This is a genomic window from Deltaproteobacteria bacterium PRO3 (assembly GCA_030263375.1).
GTDB lineage: Bacteria > UBA10199 > UBA10199 > DSSB01 > DSSB01 > DSSB01.
Window position 1 is genome coordinate 1 of record SZOV01000076.1, and the last position, 15,715, is coordinate 15,715.

A 15,715-nucleotide genomic window follows, 5' to 3' on the forward strand; every position below is an offset into this window, starting at 1 on the left:
GACTGGAGAGGTTGGAGGGGGTGGAGCAGGCGTCGCCGGCGTTGTATGGGAAGGTGCTGCTGAGCGGGCCGCTGCAGTCGTCGGAGAGCACTTTGAAGGGGGTACCGCTGGAGCGGATGGGGATGATGAAGGGGTTCTTGAGGGAGGGGTCGATCGAGGCGCTCAAAGAGCCGCGAACGATTCTGCTGGGGACGCAACTGGCGCGGCGGACGGGGATGCTGCTGAATTCGTGGGTGACGCTGGTGAGCCCGCAGGGCGAGATGACGCCGTTCGGGCCGCGGGCCTTGCAGGTGCGATACCGGGTGGTGGGCTTGTTTGAGAGCGGGTTTTACGATCTGGACAATCACTTTGCGTTCGTGTCGCTGGAGGCGGCGCAGGCGCTGTTTCAGACGGGCGACGTGGTGAATGCGCTGGAGATGCGTATCCGGGATTTGCGGGCGGCGCCGGCGATTGCGGCGGAGGCGGAGAAGGTGGGGGGCGAGGCGCTGGGAGCGACGCACTGGATGGAGCAGAACCGGCAGATGCTGGGGGCGCTGGAACTGGAGAAGCGGGTGTCGGTGATCACGATCAGCCTGATTCAGTTGATCGCGGCGCTGAACATCCTGACGGCGCTGGTGATGTCCGTGATGGAAAAGAAGCGGGACATCGCGGTGCTGGTGTCGATGGGGGCGCGGCGGGCGGCCCCGTCGGTGGGCAGGAAGGCCTCCGGGATATCGGCCTCCATGGCGCGCAGGTGGCCCAGCAGCGTGTTGACCTCGGCGATCAAGGTCTCGGCGTTGAGCTGTCCGGCCTGCTCGTCCGCCTGGGTGAGCTCGTTGACCAGCATCTCGATCTCTTCGGCACTCAAGTTTTCCACGTCCCCGTCCTGCGAGGCGGCCAGCTCGAGATATTGCAAGACGGTTTCGGAGGCGCCGGCCCCTGTCAGTCGGGTGCGGGCGGCACTGAGGGTTCCGGCCAGCTCGTCGCGGTTGCGGGTGAGGACGCTTAGGTTGCTGCGGCTCTCCTCGCGCAGCCCGCTGATATAGCGGCTGATTTCGGCGTCGCTTAGGACCAGGTCTTCTTCGTTGGGCTGTCCGTCCGAATCGGCAGCGGCCATGAGCGGCAGCGTGACGGCCTGGAGTTCGGCGTTGCCGGCGAGGGCGCTTTGGACGAGGCGGTGAAGGAGGGAGATATCGATATCGGACATGGAGCGGCTCCGCTTAGGGTGCCGCCCGTGCGTGTGCCTTATTATCGGCGGGTGGGTGGAAGGGTTGCGGGATTGCGGTTGACAGAGGTAAAGGCCTTATTTAGACTAGCATCAGACCATAATTTATGGGAACCATTTCATGGAAATTGGTGTTTATGAGGCCAAGACCCACCTTCCCAAGCTCCTGGAGCGAGTCTCCAAGGGAGAAGTGATCACCATCACCCGTCACGGGACACCCGTCGCAACGCTTTCCCCCGTTCAAAAAGAAAATAAGCTTTCGATCAAGGAGGCGATCGAGGGGCTGATCGAGTTAAAAAAGCGGGTGAACGTAAAAGTCAGTCCAAAAGAATTGCGAAAAATGAGGGAGACGGGTCGTCGGTGAAGACCTTCGTCTTGGATTGCTCGGTGACAATGGCCTGGGTGTTGACCACCCAAAACGACGATTATTGCCGCGAGGTACTCAAGAGTTTCGAAGAATGGCAGGCGATTGTCCCGGGAATATGGCTGTACGAGGTCGCCAATATTTTACGGCTTAACGAGGACCGGAAAAAACTCAGTCGACAAGAATCTTCGGACTTTTACAAACGCCTTCGAAGCCTGCCCATTACCGTTGTCGAAAAGCCTGAATTGCAAAGCTCCGAATTATTGCTGTGGATGTCCAAAAGCCACCGCATGACGCCTTACGACACGGCCTATCTTTATCTGGCCATGGATCGCGGTTATCCCTTGGCGACTCGAGACCAAGCCATGCTGCGGGAGGCCAAGCTTGCCGGAGTGGCGCTCTTCCATCCCTGACTAATCCTCATGCGGGCTCGACGGCTCGGTGTGCACGACCACGTCGACCACTTCCGGAATTTCTTCCTTGATCTTGGCGATCACCCGATGCGTGAGGCGATGGGCCTCCTGGGTGCTGAGCTGCGGCGCCACGTGGATGTTGAGGTCCATGTAGATCGCCGCCGGGTTGCCGCGGGTGCGGATGCTGTGACACTTGTCGATACCCTCGACCTGCATGGCGATCTTCACCACCTCGCGCGGGTCCAGCTGGGCCGAGTCCATCAGGGTGTTGAGGCTCTCCAGGACGATCTTGTAGCCGCTGTAGCCGACGAAGACGGCGATCAGGCCCGCCGCGGCCAGGTCCACCCAGGGAATTTTGAACTTGATGCCGACCAGGGCGACGATCACCGACAGCGAGGCGAGGACGTCGCTGCGAGTGTGCGCCGAGTCCGCCGTCAAGATTTGGCTGTGCAGCTCGTGGCCGCGGCGGTGCTCGTAGCGGCTCACCCAGGCATTGACCGCCATCGTGCCGACCATGATCACGAAGCTGTAGACCGTGACCTCGGGGTTTTGGCGGTCGTGGAGGCGCGCCCAGGCGCTGGAGGCGATCTCGTAGCAGGCCCAGAACAGCATGGCCGAGATGAACATGGCGCCCAAGGCCTCGACCTTGCGATGGCCGTAGGGGTGCCCGGAGTCGGCGGGACGCGAGGCGAAGACCAGGGCGACCAGGCCGACGATATTGGAGGTGGAATCCAGCAGCGAGTGGTAGCCGTCGGCGACCATGCTCAAGGTGTGCGTCGCGTAGCCGTAGCCCAGCTTCAGGCCGCAGACCATCAGGTTGAGCAGGAGGGTGATCCAGAGCACCCGTTTCACTTCCCGCGAGCGCTCGATCAGGTCGTCTTTGAGCATGGGCCTTATCTTACTCCGAATTGACGGACGAGATACAAGCTGAGATCGGGCCAATACGTGATGACCAGCAGGGCCGCGATCAACAGCGCCAGAAAGGGCAGGGCGATCTTGTAGAGGTAGGTGACGTTCTTCTTGAAACGGATGCTCGAGATGAAGAGGTTGATGCCGACGGGCGGCGTCAGGTAGCCGATCTCGAGGTTGGTCAGGAAGATGATCGCCAGGTGCAGCGGATCGACGTTGAATTGCTTGGCGATGGGCAGGATCAGCGGAACCACCACGATGATCGCCGAAAAGATGTCCATCAGGCAGCCGACGATCAATAGGAAAATGTTCAGCGCGATCAGGAACATCCACTTGTTGTCGACGTAGCCCTGGATGAACTGGAAGATCTTGTTCGGGACCTGCTCATCGATCAGGTAGCTGGTGAAACCCATCGCGACGGCGAGGATGACCAGGATCGAGCCCACGAGCACCATGCTCTCTTTGGCGATGCGCGGGATGTCGCGGGTCAGGGAGAGGTCGCGGTAGATGAAGACCTCGACGACGAAGATGTAGAAGGCCGTGACCGCCGCCGCCTCGCCGGCGGTGACGTAGCCGCCGTAGATCCCCACCAAGATAATGACCGGCAGCGGCAGCTCCCAGAAGGCGCCCTTGAAGGCCGAGAGCAGCTCGCGGAAGTTGAAGGGGGTGCGCGGCGCCTTCGATTTCACCCCCGCGCGGATCGCGTGGCTGCCGAGGATGAGCATCAGCAGAATCCCGGGCAGGATGCCGGCGATGAAGAGCTGGTCGATGCTGACGCCGCTGACCAGCCCGTAGAGGATGATCGGCAGCGAGGGCGGGAACAGTAGGCCCAGAGAGCCGCAGGTGGTGACCAGGCCCAGGCTGTACTTCTCGTCATAACCCTCTTTGATGAGGATCGGATAGAGCAGTCCGCCCAGCGCGATGATCGTGACGCCCGAGGCCCCGGTGAAGGCGGTGAAGAAGGCGCAGGCCGCCAGCGTGACCAGGGCGAGGCCGCCCGGCATCCAGCCGAACAGGGCCTTGGTGAGCTTGACCAGACGCTCGGGGGTCTTGCTTTCCGCCATCAGGTAGCCCGCGAAGGTGAACATCGGGATCGCGGCCAGGATGGGCGCCGAGGTCATGCGGTTCATCTCGATGACGACCGCGGCGGAGTCGAGGCCGGCGGAGTGGAAGGCCGAGAGGGCGATGGCTCCGAAGATGACGAAGAGCGGGGCCCCGGCCAGGGTGACCAGGACGATGGCGAAGGCCGGGCTCATGCCGCGCCCTCCTTTTCGGGCTTGAAAAGCCGCACCACGTCGTCCAAGCCGTGGATGAAGAAGCGCGCCGTCATGATGAGGAAGCTGACCGGGATGATCACGATGACGATCCAATTGGGGACGCCTTCGATCAGCAGCGTCTGGGATTCGCGCTCCATTACCAGGAACTTATAAGCCGCGTCGGCCAAGAGCAGGCAGACCGCGGCGGAACCGAAGTGGGCGATGATGCCGGCGAACTTCTTGGCCTTTTCGGGGAGGAATTTCGAGACCAGGTCGAGCTGGATGTGGCTCTTCTGATGGGTGGCGATGGAGGCGCCGATGAAGCCCACCCAGATCACCATCGCGCGGACGATGGGGTCGCCCCACTCGATGCCGGTGTCCCAGAAATTGCGCAGGATCACCTGCAGGAAGCCGAGCCCGATCATGAAGAGCAGCGCGAGCGAGAGCAGGATGCCTTCGAACTTTTCCAGCCAGGCGCTTAAGGTTTTGAGGGGCTTCATAGGCGTTCCGGAATGCCTGAGGCTCCTACTCGTTGTCCACAGCCCTTGCAACCATTTTCCAACAAAAAACCCGGCATTTGCCGGGTTTTTTGCAAAACGAAGGCGCGAGGACCTTTGGCTATTTGCGGACCTCGGCGATATAGCCCTTCACCCGCTGCAGCAGGGCGGCGGGGTAGAGGTTGCCGGCCAGCTTGGGGTAGACGGCCTCGGAGAGCTGGATCATCTCTTCCTTGGCCTTGGGGTCGACGGCGACCATCTGGATGCCGTTTTTCTTCAAGGTGGCAATGGCCGAGGTGTTTTCGGCGCGGATCTTCTGGACCAGTTGGGCCCCGTACTTGGCCCCGGTCTCCTTCAAGAGGGTCTGGAGGTCGGGCGGCAGCTTGGCGAATTGGGCCTTGCTGATCAAGAGGGCCCCGGTGGAATTGGCCAGGTTGGCCTCGGTCATGTACTTGACCTTGGTGAACCATTGCAGGGCGATGACGCCCAAGGGAGGGCCGTAAACGCCGTCGATCAGGTTGGTCTGCAGCGAGGTGAGGACGTCGGGCAGGGCCAGGGGGATCGGGACGATGCCCAGGGTCTCGTACATGGCCTTGACCAGAGGGTCGCCCTCCCAGGCCCACATCTTGACGCCCTTCATGTCCTCTTTATTGGCGATGGGCTTGTTGCTGAAGATATTGACGAATCCCGCCTCGGCCCAACCCAGCAGGACGAAGCCGTTGGCGTCGAACTGCTTGTCGAATTCGGGCTGCAGCTTGCCCTTCACGTAGTCGACCTCTTGGTAGTTGCGGAACAGCATGGGCAGCTCGAGGATGCGCACCGAGGGGACGATCTGGCCCAAGCCCACGCCGGTGAAGGCTGCCGCGTGCACTTGGCCGATGCGCATCTTGCGCAGCACGTCCCGCTCGTCGCCGCTGACGCCGCCGGCGTAGATCTTGAGGGCGAGCTTCCCGCCGCTCTTGGCCTGCAATTCTTGATTCATGGCCTCCATCTCTTTGACCCAGGTGGAGCCTTCGGGGGCCAGGACGGAGAGCTTGATTTCGTAGTCGGCGGCCTGGGCGCTCGCGGCGATCGACGCCGCGCCGAAGCAGGCTAGGGCAAGGGAACGTAAATACGGACGCATTATTTCCTCCTCGTATGGGAATCCGCGGGTGGAACCCGTCGTTTATTTTTTCCTTTTGGATTTGCCGGAATTGGCCTGAGTGAAAAACAAAGATTTTTTCTCGAGCAAGATCTTGGCGCGCCGCTTGGCGAGCTCGTTGGAGAGGCGCTGCTCGGGCAGCGCCGCGGCGTCGGCCGCGACCACCTCGCCCAAAAGGCTGGTGTAGAGCGCGGCGTCCTGGACCTGCACGGCGTAGTAGAGGGCCTTGTTGACCGCGCCCATCAGGGCCTTGCCCTGGGTGATCGCGATCGCCTTGTCGAAGTGCATCTTGGATTTCTCCGGGTCCCCGCCCAACAACTTGGGACGGCTCCCGTAGAACGCGCCGAAGAAGAGATGCGGTCCACCAAAGTAGTAGGTCTCGTCGAGCTCGAGGATGCGGTTGAAGATGGCCTCGATGCGCGGCACTTCGGCGACGGCATCGGTGGAGTCTTTGTTGAAATTCACATAGTTGCCCCAAGCGAAGCCGGCCCAGAACAGCTCTTCGAGGTCGCCGGGGCCGAATTTTTTGAGGGATTTTTGAAATTCGTCGAGCGTCCCTTCCTGGGACTTGGCGAAGGCGGGCTTGAGCGAGAGCAACTGGATGCCGTAGTCGCGGGCGCGGGTGTAGAAGCGCTTGGCGCGGGCCATGGCCCGATCGTAGTCGGCTTGATTGCCGCCCTTGTTGGCCAGGATCTCGTTTTCGGTGAAGCCGAAGGCGTAGGCCGAATAGGCCTTGGTCAGGAGGAGCAGGACCTGCTTGTCCTTGGGGTTTTGCAGGTAGAAGCCTTCGAGCATCTTGAGGAAGCCCAGGCTGGCCTGCTCGGCCAACTCGACGTCGTCCTCGCGGTCGATGGAGGGGGTGGCGTCGTAGAAGATCTGCGCGCTGGCCTTGGTGGCGACTTTTTTGAACCCGCAGGCGGAGGCGCCGAGGCCTAAGGCCGCGGCGAGGAGGAGAGGCAAAAATTTCTTTAATTTCATAGGGGCCGCCTGCCTATCAGGGGTTTTGGAAAGAAGCAAGTGTTCTGATTTAGGCGAGCTGCAGGTCGAAAAATCGATGGAAAATATTGAAATCTTTATCTTTTGTTAACAGTGGGACGCCGTGGTGAAGGGCGGTCAACGCAATGAGGATATCCGCCAAAAAAGGGCGGTACCCGTTATCGCGAAGCAGATGTCCCATCTGCGCCGCATGAAGATGCCAATTTTCCGGAACTTCAAGAAAAGGCAGGTCCAAGAATCGTCGCTGGTAGCTGATATATTGGGTCTGACCTCTCGCGCCGAAACAGAGTTCCGCAAAAATCACGGGGTTTATGCAAGCATCCCCTTCTTCGATCAAAGCCTCGAGGTGACGGACCTTTTCGTTCGAGACGCCTCTCAGAAAGTCCACCCAAACGGAGGTGTCGACCAAATGCATCATCAGCGTTTTCTGCGCAGGGTTTTGTAATCAAAGGGTTGCCGCAAGGTGCCTTTTAATTTGAGGACGCCTCGACTCTTCTTGCGCTGAATCATCTCTTGCAGGGCCATGATGATGGCCTGGGTTTTACTCGAGGCCCCAGAGGTTTTTCGAGCCTCCTCCAGTAATTTTTGCGGCAGGTCAAGGGTGGTTCGCATTAGATTGTCTCCTAGAAAACTCTATCCATCGTTCTTTATGCATGTCAATATGCATTATGACCCATCGTATAGCCTTGAGAGTTAAAATTGATGCCCGTTTGAAGAAGTTGGTGGAGCTTTACTGCAAGCGGAACGGATACGATCTAGGAGAATGGGTTTCTAATGCATTGAAAAGGTATCTTAAGAAAATCTCCGCAGAAAGCCGTCACTCATCCGCCAAAATAATCCGAGAAGTATAAGGATTCGGATAAATGCTCTTGTTGAAGAGCCGGCGCGTCAGCTCGTCGCGCTGTGCGTGCAGGCGGTGGGCCTCCTGGATGATCGCGCCGCGGATCGGGGCCGCGTAGTATTTCAGCGTGTCGTTGCCCTTCTCGGCGCGCAGCAGGAATTGAATGATCGCGTCCGGCGAGTAGCCCATCATCGCCAGCATGCGGCCGCAGAAGACGTCGGCGGCGGCCTCTTCCTCGCGGCGCAGCTTGAAGATCTCGTCCCAGCTCAAGTGGTCGAGGTTGCCGTGCTTCGAGGTGTTGCTGATCAGGTGGCCCCACTCGTGGGCCATCACGGCGCTGAGCAGGGCGTCGTTGCCGCCGTGCTCCTGCAAAAATTCCACGCCCAGATAAACGTTGCCCTTGTTGTCGGCGGCGCCGACGGTGTTCTTGGCCAACACCACCTTGCCGTCCTTGCCGCTGAGCAGCCGTAGCTTGCGCCGCGCCTTCTGGATGGCCCCGTAGTGGGCGAAGAGCGGGCTTAGGTCGGGGTGGTCGACCAGGCGCGCGACGATGGGCGGCGTCTCGCCCAGGGTCTTGCGCTGGGCGCCTTCGGCCTGGCTTTGCGGCGCCGCGGGGGCGCTGCTGGTCTTCAGCCAGGTGGGCAATTTGCTTAGATTGGTCTCGACCTTGACCGTCATAGCGGCAGCATACCTCTATTTCCTTATCGGAAACAGTGGGGTTTTAGGTTGCCCCCCGGCCTAACGTAGCAGTTTGTATCCCTTTTTAAAGAGATAAACGCAGAGCCCGTAGCTCGACAGGGCGGTCCCGGCGAGGAAGGCTAGGGAGTACCAATAGGGGATGTCCGAATGCCCCAGGACCGCCCAGCGGGTGGCGTCGACCAGGTAAAAGATGGGGTTGAAGAGGCTCGCCTTCTGCCAAAAGGCCGGCAGCATGTGGATCGAGTAGAAGACCCCGCCCAGGTAGATGAAGGGCGTGATGAAGAAGGTGGTGAAGGTCGCGATCTGGTCCCAGCCTTCGGCCCAGAGCGCCGACAGGATCCCCAGGCTGGAGAAGAGGACTGAACTCAAGGCGATGACCAGGACCGTATGCGGCCAGTGGTGCACCTCGAGGCCGACGGTGGGGATGCCGACCGCGAGGGTGAGCAGGCCGACGACGAGGCCGCGCATCAGGCCGCCGATCACGAAGGCGCTGACCAGCTGCAAGGGCGAGAGGGGGCAGGCGACCATGTTCTCGATCGAGCGGTCCATCCGCGCCATGAAGAGGCTGGTCGAGCTGTTGGCGTAGGCGTTGTTGACCACCCCCATGGCCGCCAAGCCGGGCAGGATGAAGAGGACGTAGTCGAAGCCCCCGATCTGCTTGATCCGTGAGCCCAGCGAGTAGCCGAAGATCAGGATGAAGAGCAGGGTCGAGACGATGGGCGGCGCGATGGTCTGGCCGGAGAGGCGCGCGAAGCGATAGCACTCGCGCAGGATCAGGGTGGCGAAGGCGATGCGGCTCTTCATGCGGCGGCGCCTCCGTTCTTCGATTCTTCGGATTCGCGCAGGGTCTTGCCGGTGAGGCGGAGGAAGACCTCCTCGAGGTCGCCCTTCTTGACGGTGATGTCCGCGACGCGGCGGCCCGGCTTGGCGAGGATGCGCGCCAGCAGGGCCTCGGCGGCGACGCCGATCCGCTTGGCTTGGCTGCGCACCCGGTTTCCGGCGACGGAGGTCCCGGGAAGGTCGGCGAACTCGCCGGGCGTCATCTCGCCTTCGACGGCGATCTCGACCTCGGAGTCGCAGTATTTCTCGATCAGGTCCTTAGGCGTGCCCAGCTCGATGACGCGGCCGTGGTCGATGATCCCGATGCGCTCGCAGAGGGCCTCGGCCTCGTCGATGTAGTGGGTGGTGAGCAGGATGGTCGTGCCGTTCTTGTTTAAGTCGCGGAGGTATTTCCACAGCTCGTGGCGCTGCTCGACGTCGACGCCGGCGGTGGGCTCGTCGAGGATCAGGAGCTTGGGCCGGCTCATCAGGGCCCGCGCGATCATCAGGCGCTTCTGCATCCCGCCGCTCAGCTTGTAGAATTGCAGCTTGGCCTTTTCCGCCAGGCCGAATTGCTCGAGCAATTCCCCGGCCAGGCGCTTGGCCTCGCGGCGGGGGAGGCCGTGGAAGCCGCCCTGGAACTCGAGGGTGCGCCGCAGGTTGAAGAAGCGGTCGGTATTGATCTCCTGCGGCGAGAAGCCGATGAAGCGCTTGGCGGCGCGCGGCTCTTCGCTCACCGAGTGGCCGAAGACGCGCGCCTCGCCCGCGCTGGGCCGCACCAGGCCGACGATGGCGCTGATCAGCGTGGTCTTGCCGGCGCCGTTGGGGCCCAGCAGGCCGAAGAACTGGCCCGCGGGGACCTCGAGGTCGACGCCTTGCAACGCGGCGGTGGCGCCGTAGCGTTTGTGGAGGTTGGAAATTTGAATGGCGGTGGGCATAAGGGTAGGGGCCCGCCCCCTACATCTCGTTTTTCTTCTCTTGAGTCAGCTTGGCCGAGACCGCCTTGTCGAAGACAAAGGCCTTCCCATTCCAGGCATAGGCCTCGACCTTCCATTGGTATCCCGCCTCCGGGCGGCTCAAGTCCAGCGAGCCCTTTTCGACCACGATCGTCGGCTTGCCGCCGAGGTCGCGTTTATAGACCTTGCGCGTGGTTGCGGCGGTGGTGCCTTGCAGGAAGGCGGCGGGGCCCGTCTTGCCGTCCTCGCCCTGCAGCGGCGCCCAGTGCGGCCCCCCGGCGTCGACGACGATGAAGCCCGAGACGAAGCGGGTCTCGTCGGTGAGGAAGAGCTTGGTGCCGAAGACGGAGGCGCCGTTCGCGATCCAGGCCTTGCGCTCGGTCTGGGGCGGCCCCACCGGCTTGAGCCCGCCCAGCGCGGGCTTAAGGGCCTCGAAGTCGAGGTCTTGAACTTGGTACTTCTGGCCGTCCCAGCGCAGGGCGCGCAGTCCCGGCTGCGTGTTGGTCAGACCCTGGGGGCCGGGCTTCTTCCCGGGGATTTCCTTGGCGTAGGCCAAGAGCCCCGAGGGCGCGTCGCCCAGCGGGATGGCCGTGTAGTTGTCGGGATAGGCGCCGGCCGGGAGAAAGCGCGCGGCGTTCTCGAAGCTCCATTTGGGCACCGGCCCTCCGGTGGGCACGGGACTCGCCGCCGGCGTCGGGGCCGGCGTGGGCGCCGTGGCCGCAGGCTTGGACGGCGCCGGCTTTTCCTTTTCGACCTTGGCCTTCACCGCCGCGGCCTTCTTGTCGGGGATCTTTTTTTCCGGGTTCAAGTAATGCTGCAACCCCTGATACAGCAGGAATGCCGCGCCGGCGACGAGCACCCACTGCCAGAGTTGGGGGGATTTCTTCGAGGACTTTTTGGATTTCTTCCGGGCCATAGCAGTTAGGCCCCAGGAGTAGCAGAGTCGCGGCGCATTTCAATATGATAAATTATCGCGAATACCCGAACCCGAAAATGTGCGGCTTACCCCAGGGCCTGCTGCAGCACCTTGATCGCCGCCTTCGCCATGCCCTGGTAGCCCTTCGAGCTGGGGTGGATGCCGTCCTCGTAGCAGGCCGAGATCGGCTTTTTCTTCTTCGGGTCGATGAAGGGGGCGTAGAAGTCGATGGTCTTGAGGGCATGCTCCTTGGCGTGGCTCTTGAGCCAGCGGCGGAACTTGGCCAGCTCCTTCTCGAAGACCTCGTCCTCGATCGGCGGCGGCAGGCCGACCAGCGGCTGGATCTTGTTCTCGAGGAGGAGCTCGGTGATCTTCGCGAAATTCGATTGGATCAATTTCGGGTCTGCGCCCTGGTAGACGTCGTTGGCCCCGCCCAGCACGATGCAGAGCTCGGGCTTCAAGTCCAAGACGTCGATCGTGAGGCGTCGCAGCATCTCGCGAAAGGTGTTGCCGTTCACGCCCTGGTTGAGGATCGGCACCTTCAACTCCTTCGAGGCGTACTCGACCCAGGACATGTTCTTGCCGAAGGGGTAACCGTAGGTGAGGGAGTCACCCAGGGCGATCACGCGATAAGGAGGCATGGGCGGCATTATGGACGATGCGCCGCGCGGAGTCCATCGTTGGCTATAACGCGGCGCGTCCCAGGGTGCGTTGGAAACGCAGGATGGGCCAGTTGCGGCGCTCGGCCTCCCTTTCCAGCTTGGCGTCCGGGTTGACGACGCGGGGGTGGCCGACGAGCGAGAGGAGCGGGAGGTCGGAGACCGAGTCGGAATAGAAGCGGCAATCCTGGAGGGGCACGCCCTGCGACTCGGCGAATTGCCTCGCCACCTGGACCTTGCCCTCCTTGTAGCAGAGCGGCTCGCGGAATTTTTTCTGCAGGATCCCGTCGACGATCTCGGGTCCGTTGCTGAAGGAGTGCTCAATCTTGAGGAACTTTTCCATGTTCTTGACCAGCATATAGGGCGCGGAGGAGAGCAGGGCGACGGTGAAGCCCTCGCCCTTCAGGCGCTCGATCTCCTCGATGCCCTCGACGTACATCTTGGGCTTCACCGATTTTTCGAAGGCCTCTTTTCCGATCTGCAATATGTAGTCAATGTGGGTGCCGGCCATGTCGGCGATGGCGATCTCGTACATGCGGCGGACGTCGGCGTTGACGTAGATGCGGCCGACGGCGTTGTAGAAGATCGCCTGCAGGATGCGGCGTTTCTTGACGATCTTGCGGCGCATCAGCTCGATCGTGGTGGGAAAGCCGGTATAGCAGTCGCAGAGCGTCTTGTCGACGTCGAAGAAGGCGATGGGTTTAGCAAGCATTTTTGGGCTCCAAAATTTCGGCGGCGGCGCGGTGGCCGCTCAAGACGGCGCTCTCGATGGTGGCCGGCAGGCCGGTATCGGTCCAATCGCCGGCAAGATAGAGGCCGGGCAGCCTCGTGCGCGTCGCAGGCCGGTAACGGTTGAGGCCCCGTTGGGCGCTGAAGGTGGCCTCGAGCTCCTTGACCACCTGCGAATGCAAGAGGCGCTTTCCTTCCAGCCCGGGGAAGAAGCGCAGCAACTCGGCGACGGCCAGCTTCACCAGGTTTTCCTTGCTCTCCTGCGCCAGGGAGTGGGCACCGCTGACCACCAGCGTCAGGTGCGAGCTCTTTTCGCCGGTCAGGATCTTCGCCTTGTCGAAGACCCAGTGGATGGGGCTGTTGACGAGTCCCAGCATGCGCTGCCGCGGATGAAAGTCCTCGAACCAAAGGTTGATCGAGACGATCGGCGCGCTGCCGAAGCGGCTTAACTCGGGCACAAGGCCCTGAAATTCGGCCTCGCTCGCGGCCAGCAGCTTGGCCAGGGCGTTGGGCGGTACGGCGAGGATCAAGCGGTCGGCGCTCAGGCGCGCGCCGGTGTTGGTCTCGACGAGAAAGCGGGTGCCTTCGCGACTTAGGCGGGTCGCCTGGGCATTGAAGGCGAGTGGCGCGCCTTGGCGCTCGAGGAAATCCCGCATTGGGTCGGCGTAGAGCTGGCTCAGGCCCACCCGCGCAATCGCCAGGTTGGAATCCGACTTCTTCGAGAGCAGGCCGCGGCGCAGGACCTCGACGAAGAGCCGCGCGCTGGCCAGGTCGAGCGATTCGTTGAGCGTCGCCAGGGCCACCGGCTCCCAGAATTTTTCCACCGCGTCCTGCGTCTGGCCGGTCCGAGCGAGCAGTTCGCGCACCGAGAGCTCGTCGAGCTCTTCCGCCCGGCCGTTTCGAGCCTTTTTGCTGAGCCGCATCAGGGCCAGCATCGCCTTCTTGTCCGGCCAGGCGAGGCCGCGGTAGCTCAGCAAGCCCCAGGCCAGGTGCAGCGGGGCGGGGAGGTTGGGACACTTGAGCTCGTAGACGTGGCGGGCGTCCTCGGCGAAGCCGACGCTCAAGGTCTTTTGGATCTCCAGGCGCTCGAGGGTGCCCAGGTCGCGCAGGAATTCGAGGGTCTCGTGGTAGCAGCCCATCATGAGGTGCTGGCCGTTGTCCAGGGTCTCGCCGGTCTTCGGCTCCCGGAAGGAATAGGCGCGGCCGCCGAAGAAGGCGCGCTTTTCCACGAGGCCGACCTTGGCCCCGGCGCGCTGCAGGCGCAGGGCCGCGGCCAGGCCGGCGAAGCCGCCGCCGACGATCAGGACATCGGTCTTTGCAGGGGTGCCCTCTTGCATCGCCTTGTTCTTAGTCGAAACTCGGGGGGAAAAGCTAGTCCGGGGTTTATTCTAAAAAAATCTCTCCCGGAGGGCGATCCAGCTTTTTTGCCATTTGGAGAGCTTAATGGGCTGGGTGAAGACGTCGTAGCCCTTGGCGCGGATTTTTTTCAGGATTTGGTGATAGGTCTTGCCCATGATCCAAGCGGCGATCAGGGGCTTGCGGGGCTGGGTCTTCATCGCGGCGAAGGCCCGGTCGAAATAACCCTGGGCGCGCTCGGCCTGGAATTGAAGCAGCGGGAGCAGATTGGGCTGCATTTTTCCGGCCAGCAAATCCCGCTCTTGGAGGCCGAAGCGGCGGATTTCCTCCTGCGGGATATAGACGCGGCCGAGCCCGGCGTCGACCTTGATGTCGCGCAGGATGTTCGTCAGTTGCAGGGCCAGGCCCAGGTCCACCGCCGACTCTTCCGCTTCTTTTCCGCCCAGGCCGAAGATTTTCATGCAGACCAGGCCGATCACGCCCGCGACCCGGTAGCAGTACTCGTAGAGCTCTTGAAAATTCTCATAGCGCTTCTTGCGCAGGTCCATCTCGCAGCCCTCGACCAAGAGCTCGAGGTAGCGCTGCGGGATCTCGAAGCGGCGGACCGTACCCTGCATCGCCCGGGTCACGGGATGGGTGGGCGTCCCGGAATAGCAGGCGGCGATCTCTTCCCGCCAAAAATTCAGCAGGCGTTCGGCATCCTCGGGGCCGTGTTCGTCGACGGCGTCGTCCACTACCCGGCTTAAGGCGTAGAAATGCGAGATGCCCTCGCGCTGTTCCGGCGGCAGCGCCAGGAAGGAGAGGACGAAATTGCTCTTGCTGCTCTTGACGACGGCCTGGGCGTCCGCCGGCGCGAGGGGTGCGGCGCCTAAGGCTTGGGTCTTCATGGCGGGGTGCCCTCGTCGGCGGCTACGGTGATGGGTTTTTCGGGCTCGGTGGGCGCTTCGTCGGCTGCCGGCGCGGCCTTCGGCGGGCGCAGCGCCCGCTGGAAGCCGAAGAGCGCCCGGCCGAGGATCCGGGCCTTGTCGCCCTTCGTGAAGGTCGGGCGGGTCTCGAGGGTGTTGAAATCCAGCTGCCGCACCTTCCGAAGGATGCCCATGCCGCCCAGGACCGTGCACTTCAACTCGAGGCGCAGCCGGCCCTTGGTGCCGTAGACCAGCGGGGCACCCTCGCGGAACATCGCCTCGGTGCGCTCCACCTGGAAGCGCAGCAGCTCGCGGAAACGCGGGGTGAACTTCTTCTCGAAGAGCTCGGCCTCGGCCACCTCGAAGCGCTGGAGATCCTCCAAGGGGATGTAGATCCGGTTCTTCAGCAGGTCGACGGAGACGTCTTGCCAGAAATTTGCCAGCTGCAGGGCCGAGCAGATCTTGTCGGAGAGCTGCATCAGGGCCTCGTCGCGGTAGCCGAAGAGCAGCAAGACCAGTCGGCCGACCGGGTTGGCGGAGTGGCGGCAGTAGTACAGGACGTCCTTGAAGGCGGGGTAGCGCTTGACCTCGACGTCCCACTTGAAGGCGGTGACCAGGTCGACCAAGAGCTGGGTCGGGATCTGGAACTTGCGCAGGGTCTCGCGCACCGCGAGGAAGACCGGGTGGTTGACTGGGACGAAGGCCGACTTCTCCAGCAGGCCCTGCCAGGCGTTCAGTGCGGGCAGGCGCTCGGCCTCGGGGAAGTCCTCGTCGGCGATGTCGTCGGCCCGGCGCGCGAAGGCGTAGATCGCCCAGACGTAGGGCCGAAGCGGCTTCGGGATCAGGACGCTGCCCACCGGAAAATTTTCATAGTGGTTGCGGGCCAGCCGCTCGCAGTAGCGGAAGGCGTCGGCCAGGTTCCAGCGCTTCTTCTGCAGGACCTCGTCGATGGGATAGGGTTGTGGGGTCGTTGCCGTCATTTTCTTGTAGGGGCGAACCTCGTGTTCGCCCGCTTCGTCCCTGCCCGTGGGGCGAACACGAGGTTCGCCCCTACA

General features: G+C 62.4%; 19 protein-coding genes. 2 read left to right on the forward strand and 17 right to left on the reverse strand.

What is annotated here, in order from left to right; genetic code table 11:
- Positions 1-577: 577 nt before the first annotated feature.
- Entirely contained in the window at positions 578-1,186 is a 609-nt protein-coding gene (locus tag FBR05_11450) for a hypothetical protein (GenBank protein ID MDL1872800.1), read from the reverse strand.
- 139 nt (positions 1,187-1,325) lie between these two features.
- Here FBR05_11450 and FBR05_11455 point away from each other — a divergent pair, with 139 nt between their 5' ends.
- Complete coding sequence (locus FBR05_11455; protein ID MDL1872801.1) at positions 1,326-1,568, forward strand: type II toxin-antitoxin system prevent-host-death family antitoxin; 243 nt, start codon at positions 1,326-1,328, stop codon at positions 1,566-1,568.
- Positions 1,565-1,981, forward strand: coding sequence for a type II toxin-antitoxin system VapC family toxin (locus FBR05_11460; protein ID MDL1872802.1), 417 nt, complete (start codon positions 1,565-1,567; stop codon positions 1,979-1,981). The genes FBR05_11455 and FBR05_11460 overlap by 4 nt, the downstream gene beginning before the upstream one ends.
- On the opposite strand, the gene FBR05_11465 is transcribed toward FBR05_11460, so the two are convergent.
- From FBR05_11465 to hpnC, 16 genes are all read right to left on the reverse strand, one after another.
- Positions 1,982-2,869, reverse strand: coding sequence for a cation transporter (locus FBR05_11465; GenBank protein MDL1872803.1), 888 nt, complete (start codon positions 2,867-2,869; stop codon positions 1,982-1,984).
- Positions 2,870-2,874: 5 nt separating this feature from the next.
- Complete coding sequence (locus FBR05_11470; GenBank protein MDL1872804.1) at positions 2,875-4,146, reverse strand: TRAP transporter large permease subunit; 1,272 nt, start codon at positions 4,144-4,146, stop codon at positions 2,875-2,877.
- The gene (locus FBR05_11475) at positions 4,143-4,646 is read right to left on the reverse strand and encodes a TRAP transporter small permease (protein ID MDL1872805.1); all 504 of its coding nucleotides are present in this window, start codon (positions 4,644-4,646) and stop codon (positions 4,143-4,145) included. Before FBR05_11475 ends, FBR05_11470 begins: the two co-directional genes overlap by 4 nt.
- Positions 4,647-4,764: 118 nt before the next feature.
- Positions 4,765-5,766: an ABC transporter substrate-binding protein gene (locus FBR05_11480; protein MDL1872806.1), complete on the reverse strand. Its 1,002-nt coding sequence runs from the start codon at positions 5,764-5,766 to the stop codon at positions 4,765-4,767.
- 42 nt (positions 5,767-5,808) lie between these two features.
- A complete protein-coding gene (locus FBR05_11485; GenBank protein MDL1872807.1) occupies positions 5,809-6,762 on the reverse strand; it encodes a hypothetical protein in 954 nt (317 codons plus the stop codon).
- Positions 6,763-6,811: 49 nt separating this feature from the next.
- The gene (locus FBR05_11490; protein MDL1872808.1) at positions 6,812-7,198 is read right to left on the reverse strand and encodes a PIN domain nuclease; all 387 of its coding nucleotides are present in this window, start codon (positions 7,196-7,198) and stop codon (positions 6,812-6,814) included.
- Positions 7,198-7,392 (reverse strand): type II toxin-antitoxin system VapB family antitoxin, encoded by a 195-nt coding sequence (locus FBR05_11495; protein MDL1872809.1) that lies wholly within the window; start codon positions 7,390-7,392, stop codon positions 7,198-7,200. Before FBR05_11495 ends, FBR05_11490 begins: the two co-directional genes overlap by 1 nt.
- Before the next feature lie 205 nt (positions 7,393-7,597).
- Complete coding sequence (locus FBR05_11500) at positions 7,598-8,299, reverse strand: hypothetical protein (protein MDL1872810.1); 702 nt, start codon at positions 8,297-8,299, stop codon at positions 7,598-7,600.
- Positions 8,300-8,359: 60 nt separating this feature from the next.
- Entirely contained in the window at positions 8,360-9,124 is a 765-nt protein-coding gene (locus tag FBR05_11505; GenBank protein ID MDL1872811.1) for an ABC transporter permease, read from the reverse strand.
- Positions 9,121-10,077, reverse strand: coding sequence for an ABC transporter ATP-binding protein (locus FBR05_11510; protein MDL1872812.1), 957 nt, complete (start codon positions 10,075-10,077; stop codon positions 9,121-9,123). The genes FBR05_11505 and FBR05_11510 overlap by 4 nt, the downstream gene beginning before the upstream one ends.
- Before the next feature lie 19 nt (positions 10,078-10,096).
- Positions 10,097-11,011, reverse strand: a complete 915-nt coding sequence (locus FBR05_11515) for a hypothetical protein (GenBank protein ID MDL1872813.1) — start codon at positions 11,009-11,011, stop codon at positions 10,097-10,099.
- A gap of 86 nt (positions 11,012-11,097) precedes the next feature.
- The gene (locus FBR05_11520; GenBank protein MDL1872814.1) at positions 11,098-11,661 is read right to left on the reverse strand and encodes a GDSL family lipase; all 564 of its coding nucleotides are present in this window, start codon (positions 11,659-11,661) and stop codon (positions 11,098-11,100) included.
- Positions 11,662-11,695: 34 nt separating this feature from the next.
- Complete coding sequence (locus FBR05_11525; GenBank protein MDL1872815.1) at positions 11,696-12,382, reverse strand: HAD-IB family hydrolase; 687 nt, start codon at positions 12,380-12,382, stop codon at positions 11,696-11,698.
- Positions 12,372-13,736: an FAD-dependent oxidoreductase gene (locus FBR05_11530; GenBank protein ID MDL1872816.1), complete on the reverse strand. Its 1,365-nt coding sequence runs from the start codon at positions 13,734-13,736 to the stop codon at positions 12,372-12,374. The genes FBR05_11525 and FBR05_11530 overlap by 11 nt, the downstream gene beginning before the upstream one ends.
- A 51-nt stretch (positions 13,737-13,787) precedes the next feature.
- Positions 13,788-14,642, reverse strand: a complete 855-nt coding sequence (gene hpnD, locus FBR05_11535; GenBank protein ID MDL1872817.1) for a presqualene diphosphate synthase HpnD — start codon at positions 14,640-14,642, stop codon at positions 13,788-13,790.
- Positions 14,639-15,640 (reverse strand): squalene synthase HpnC, encoded by a 1,002-nt coding sequence (gene hpnC, locus FBR05_11540; protein MDL1872818.1) that lies wholly within the window; start codon positions 15,638-15,640, stop codon positions 14,639-14,641. Before hpnC ends, hpnD begins: the two co-directional genes overlap by 4 nt.
- Positions 15,641-15,715: the final 75 nt, after the last annotated feature.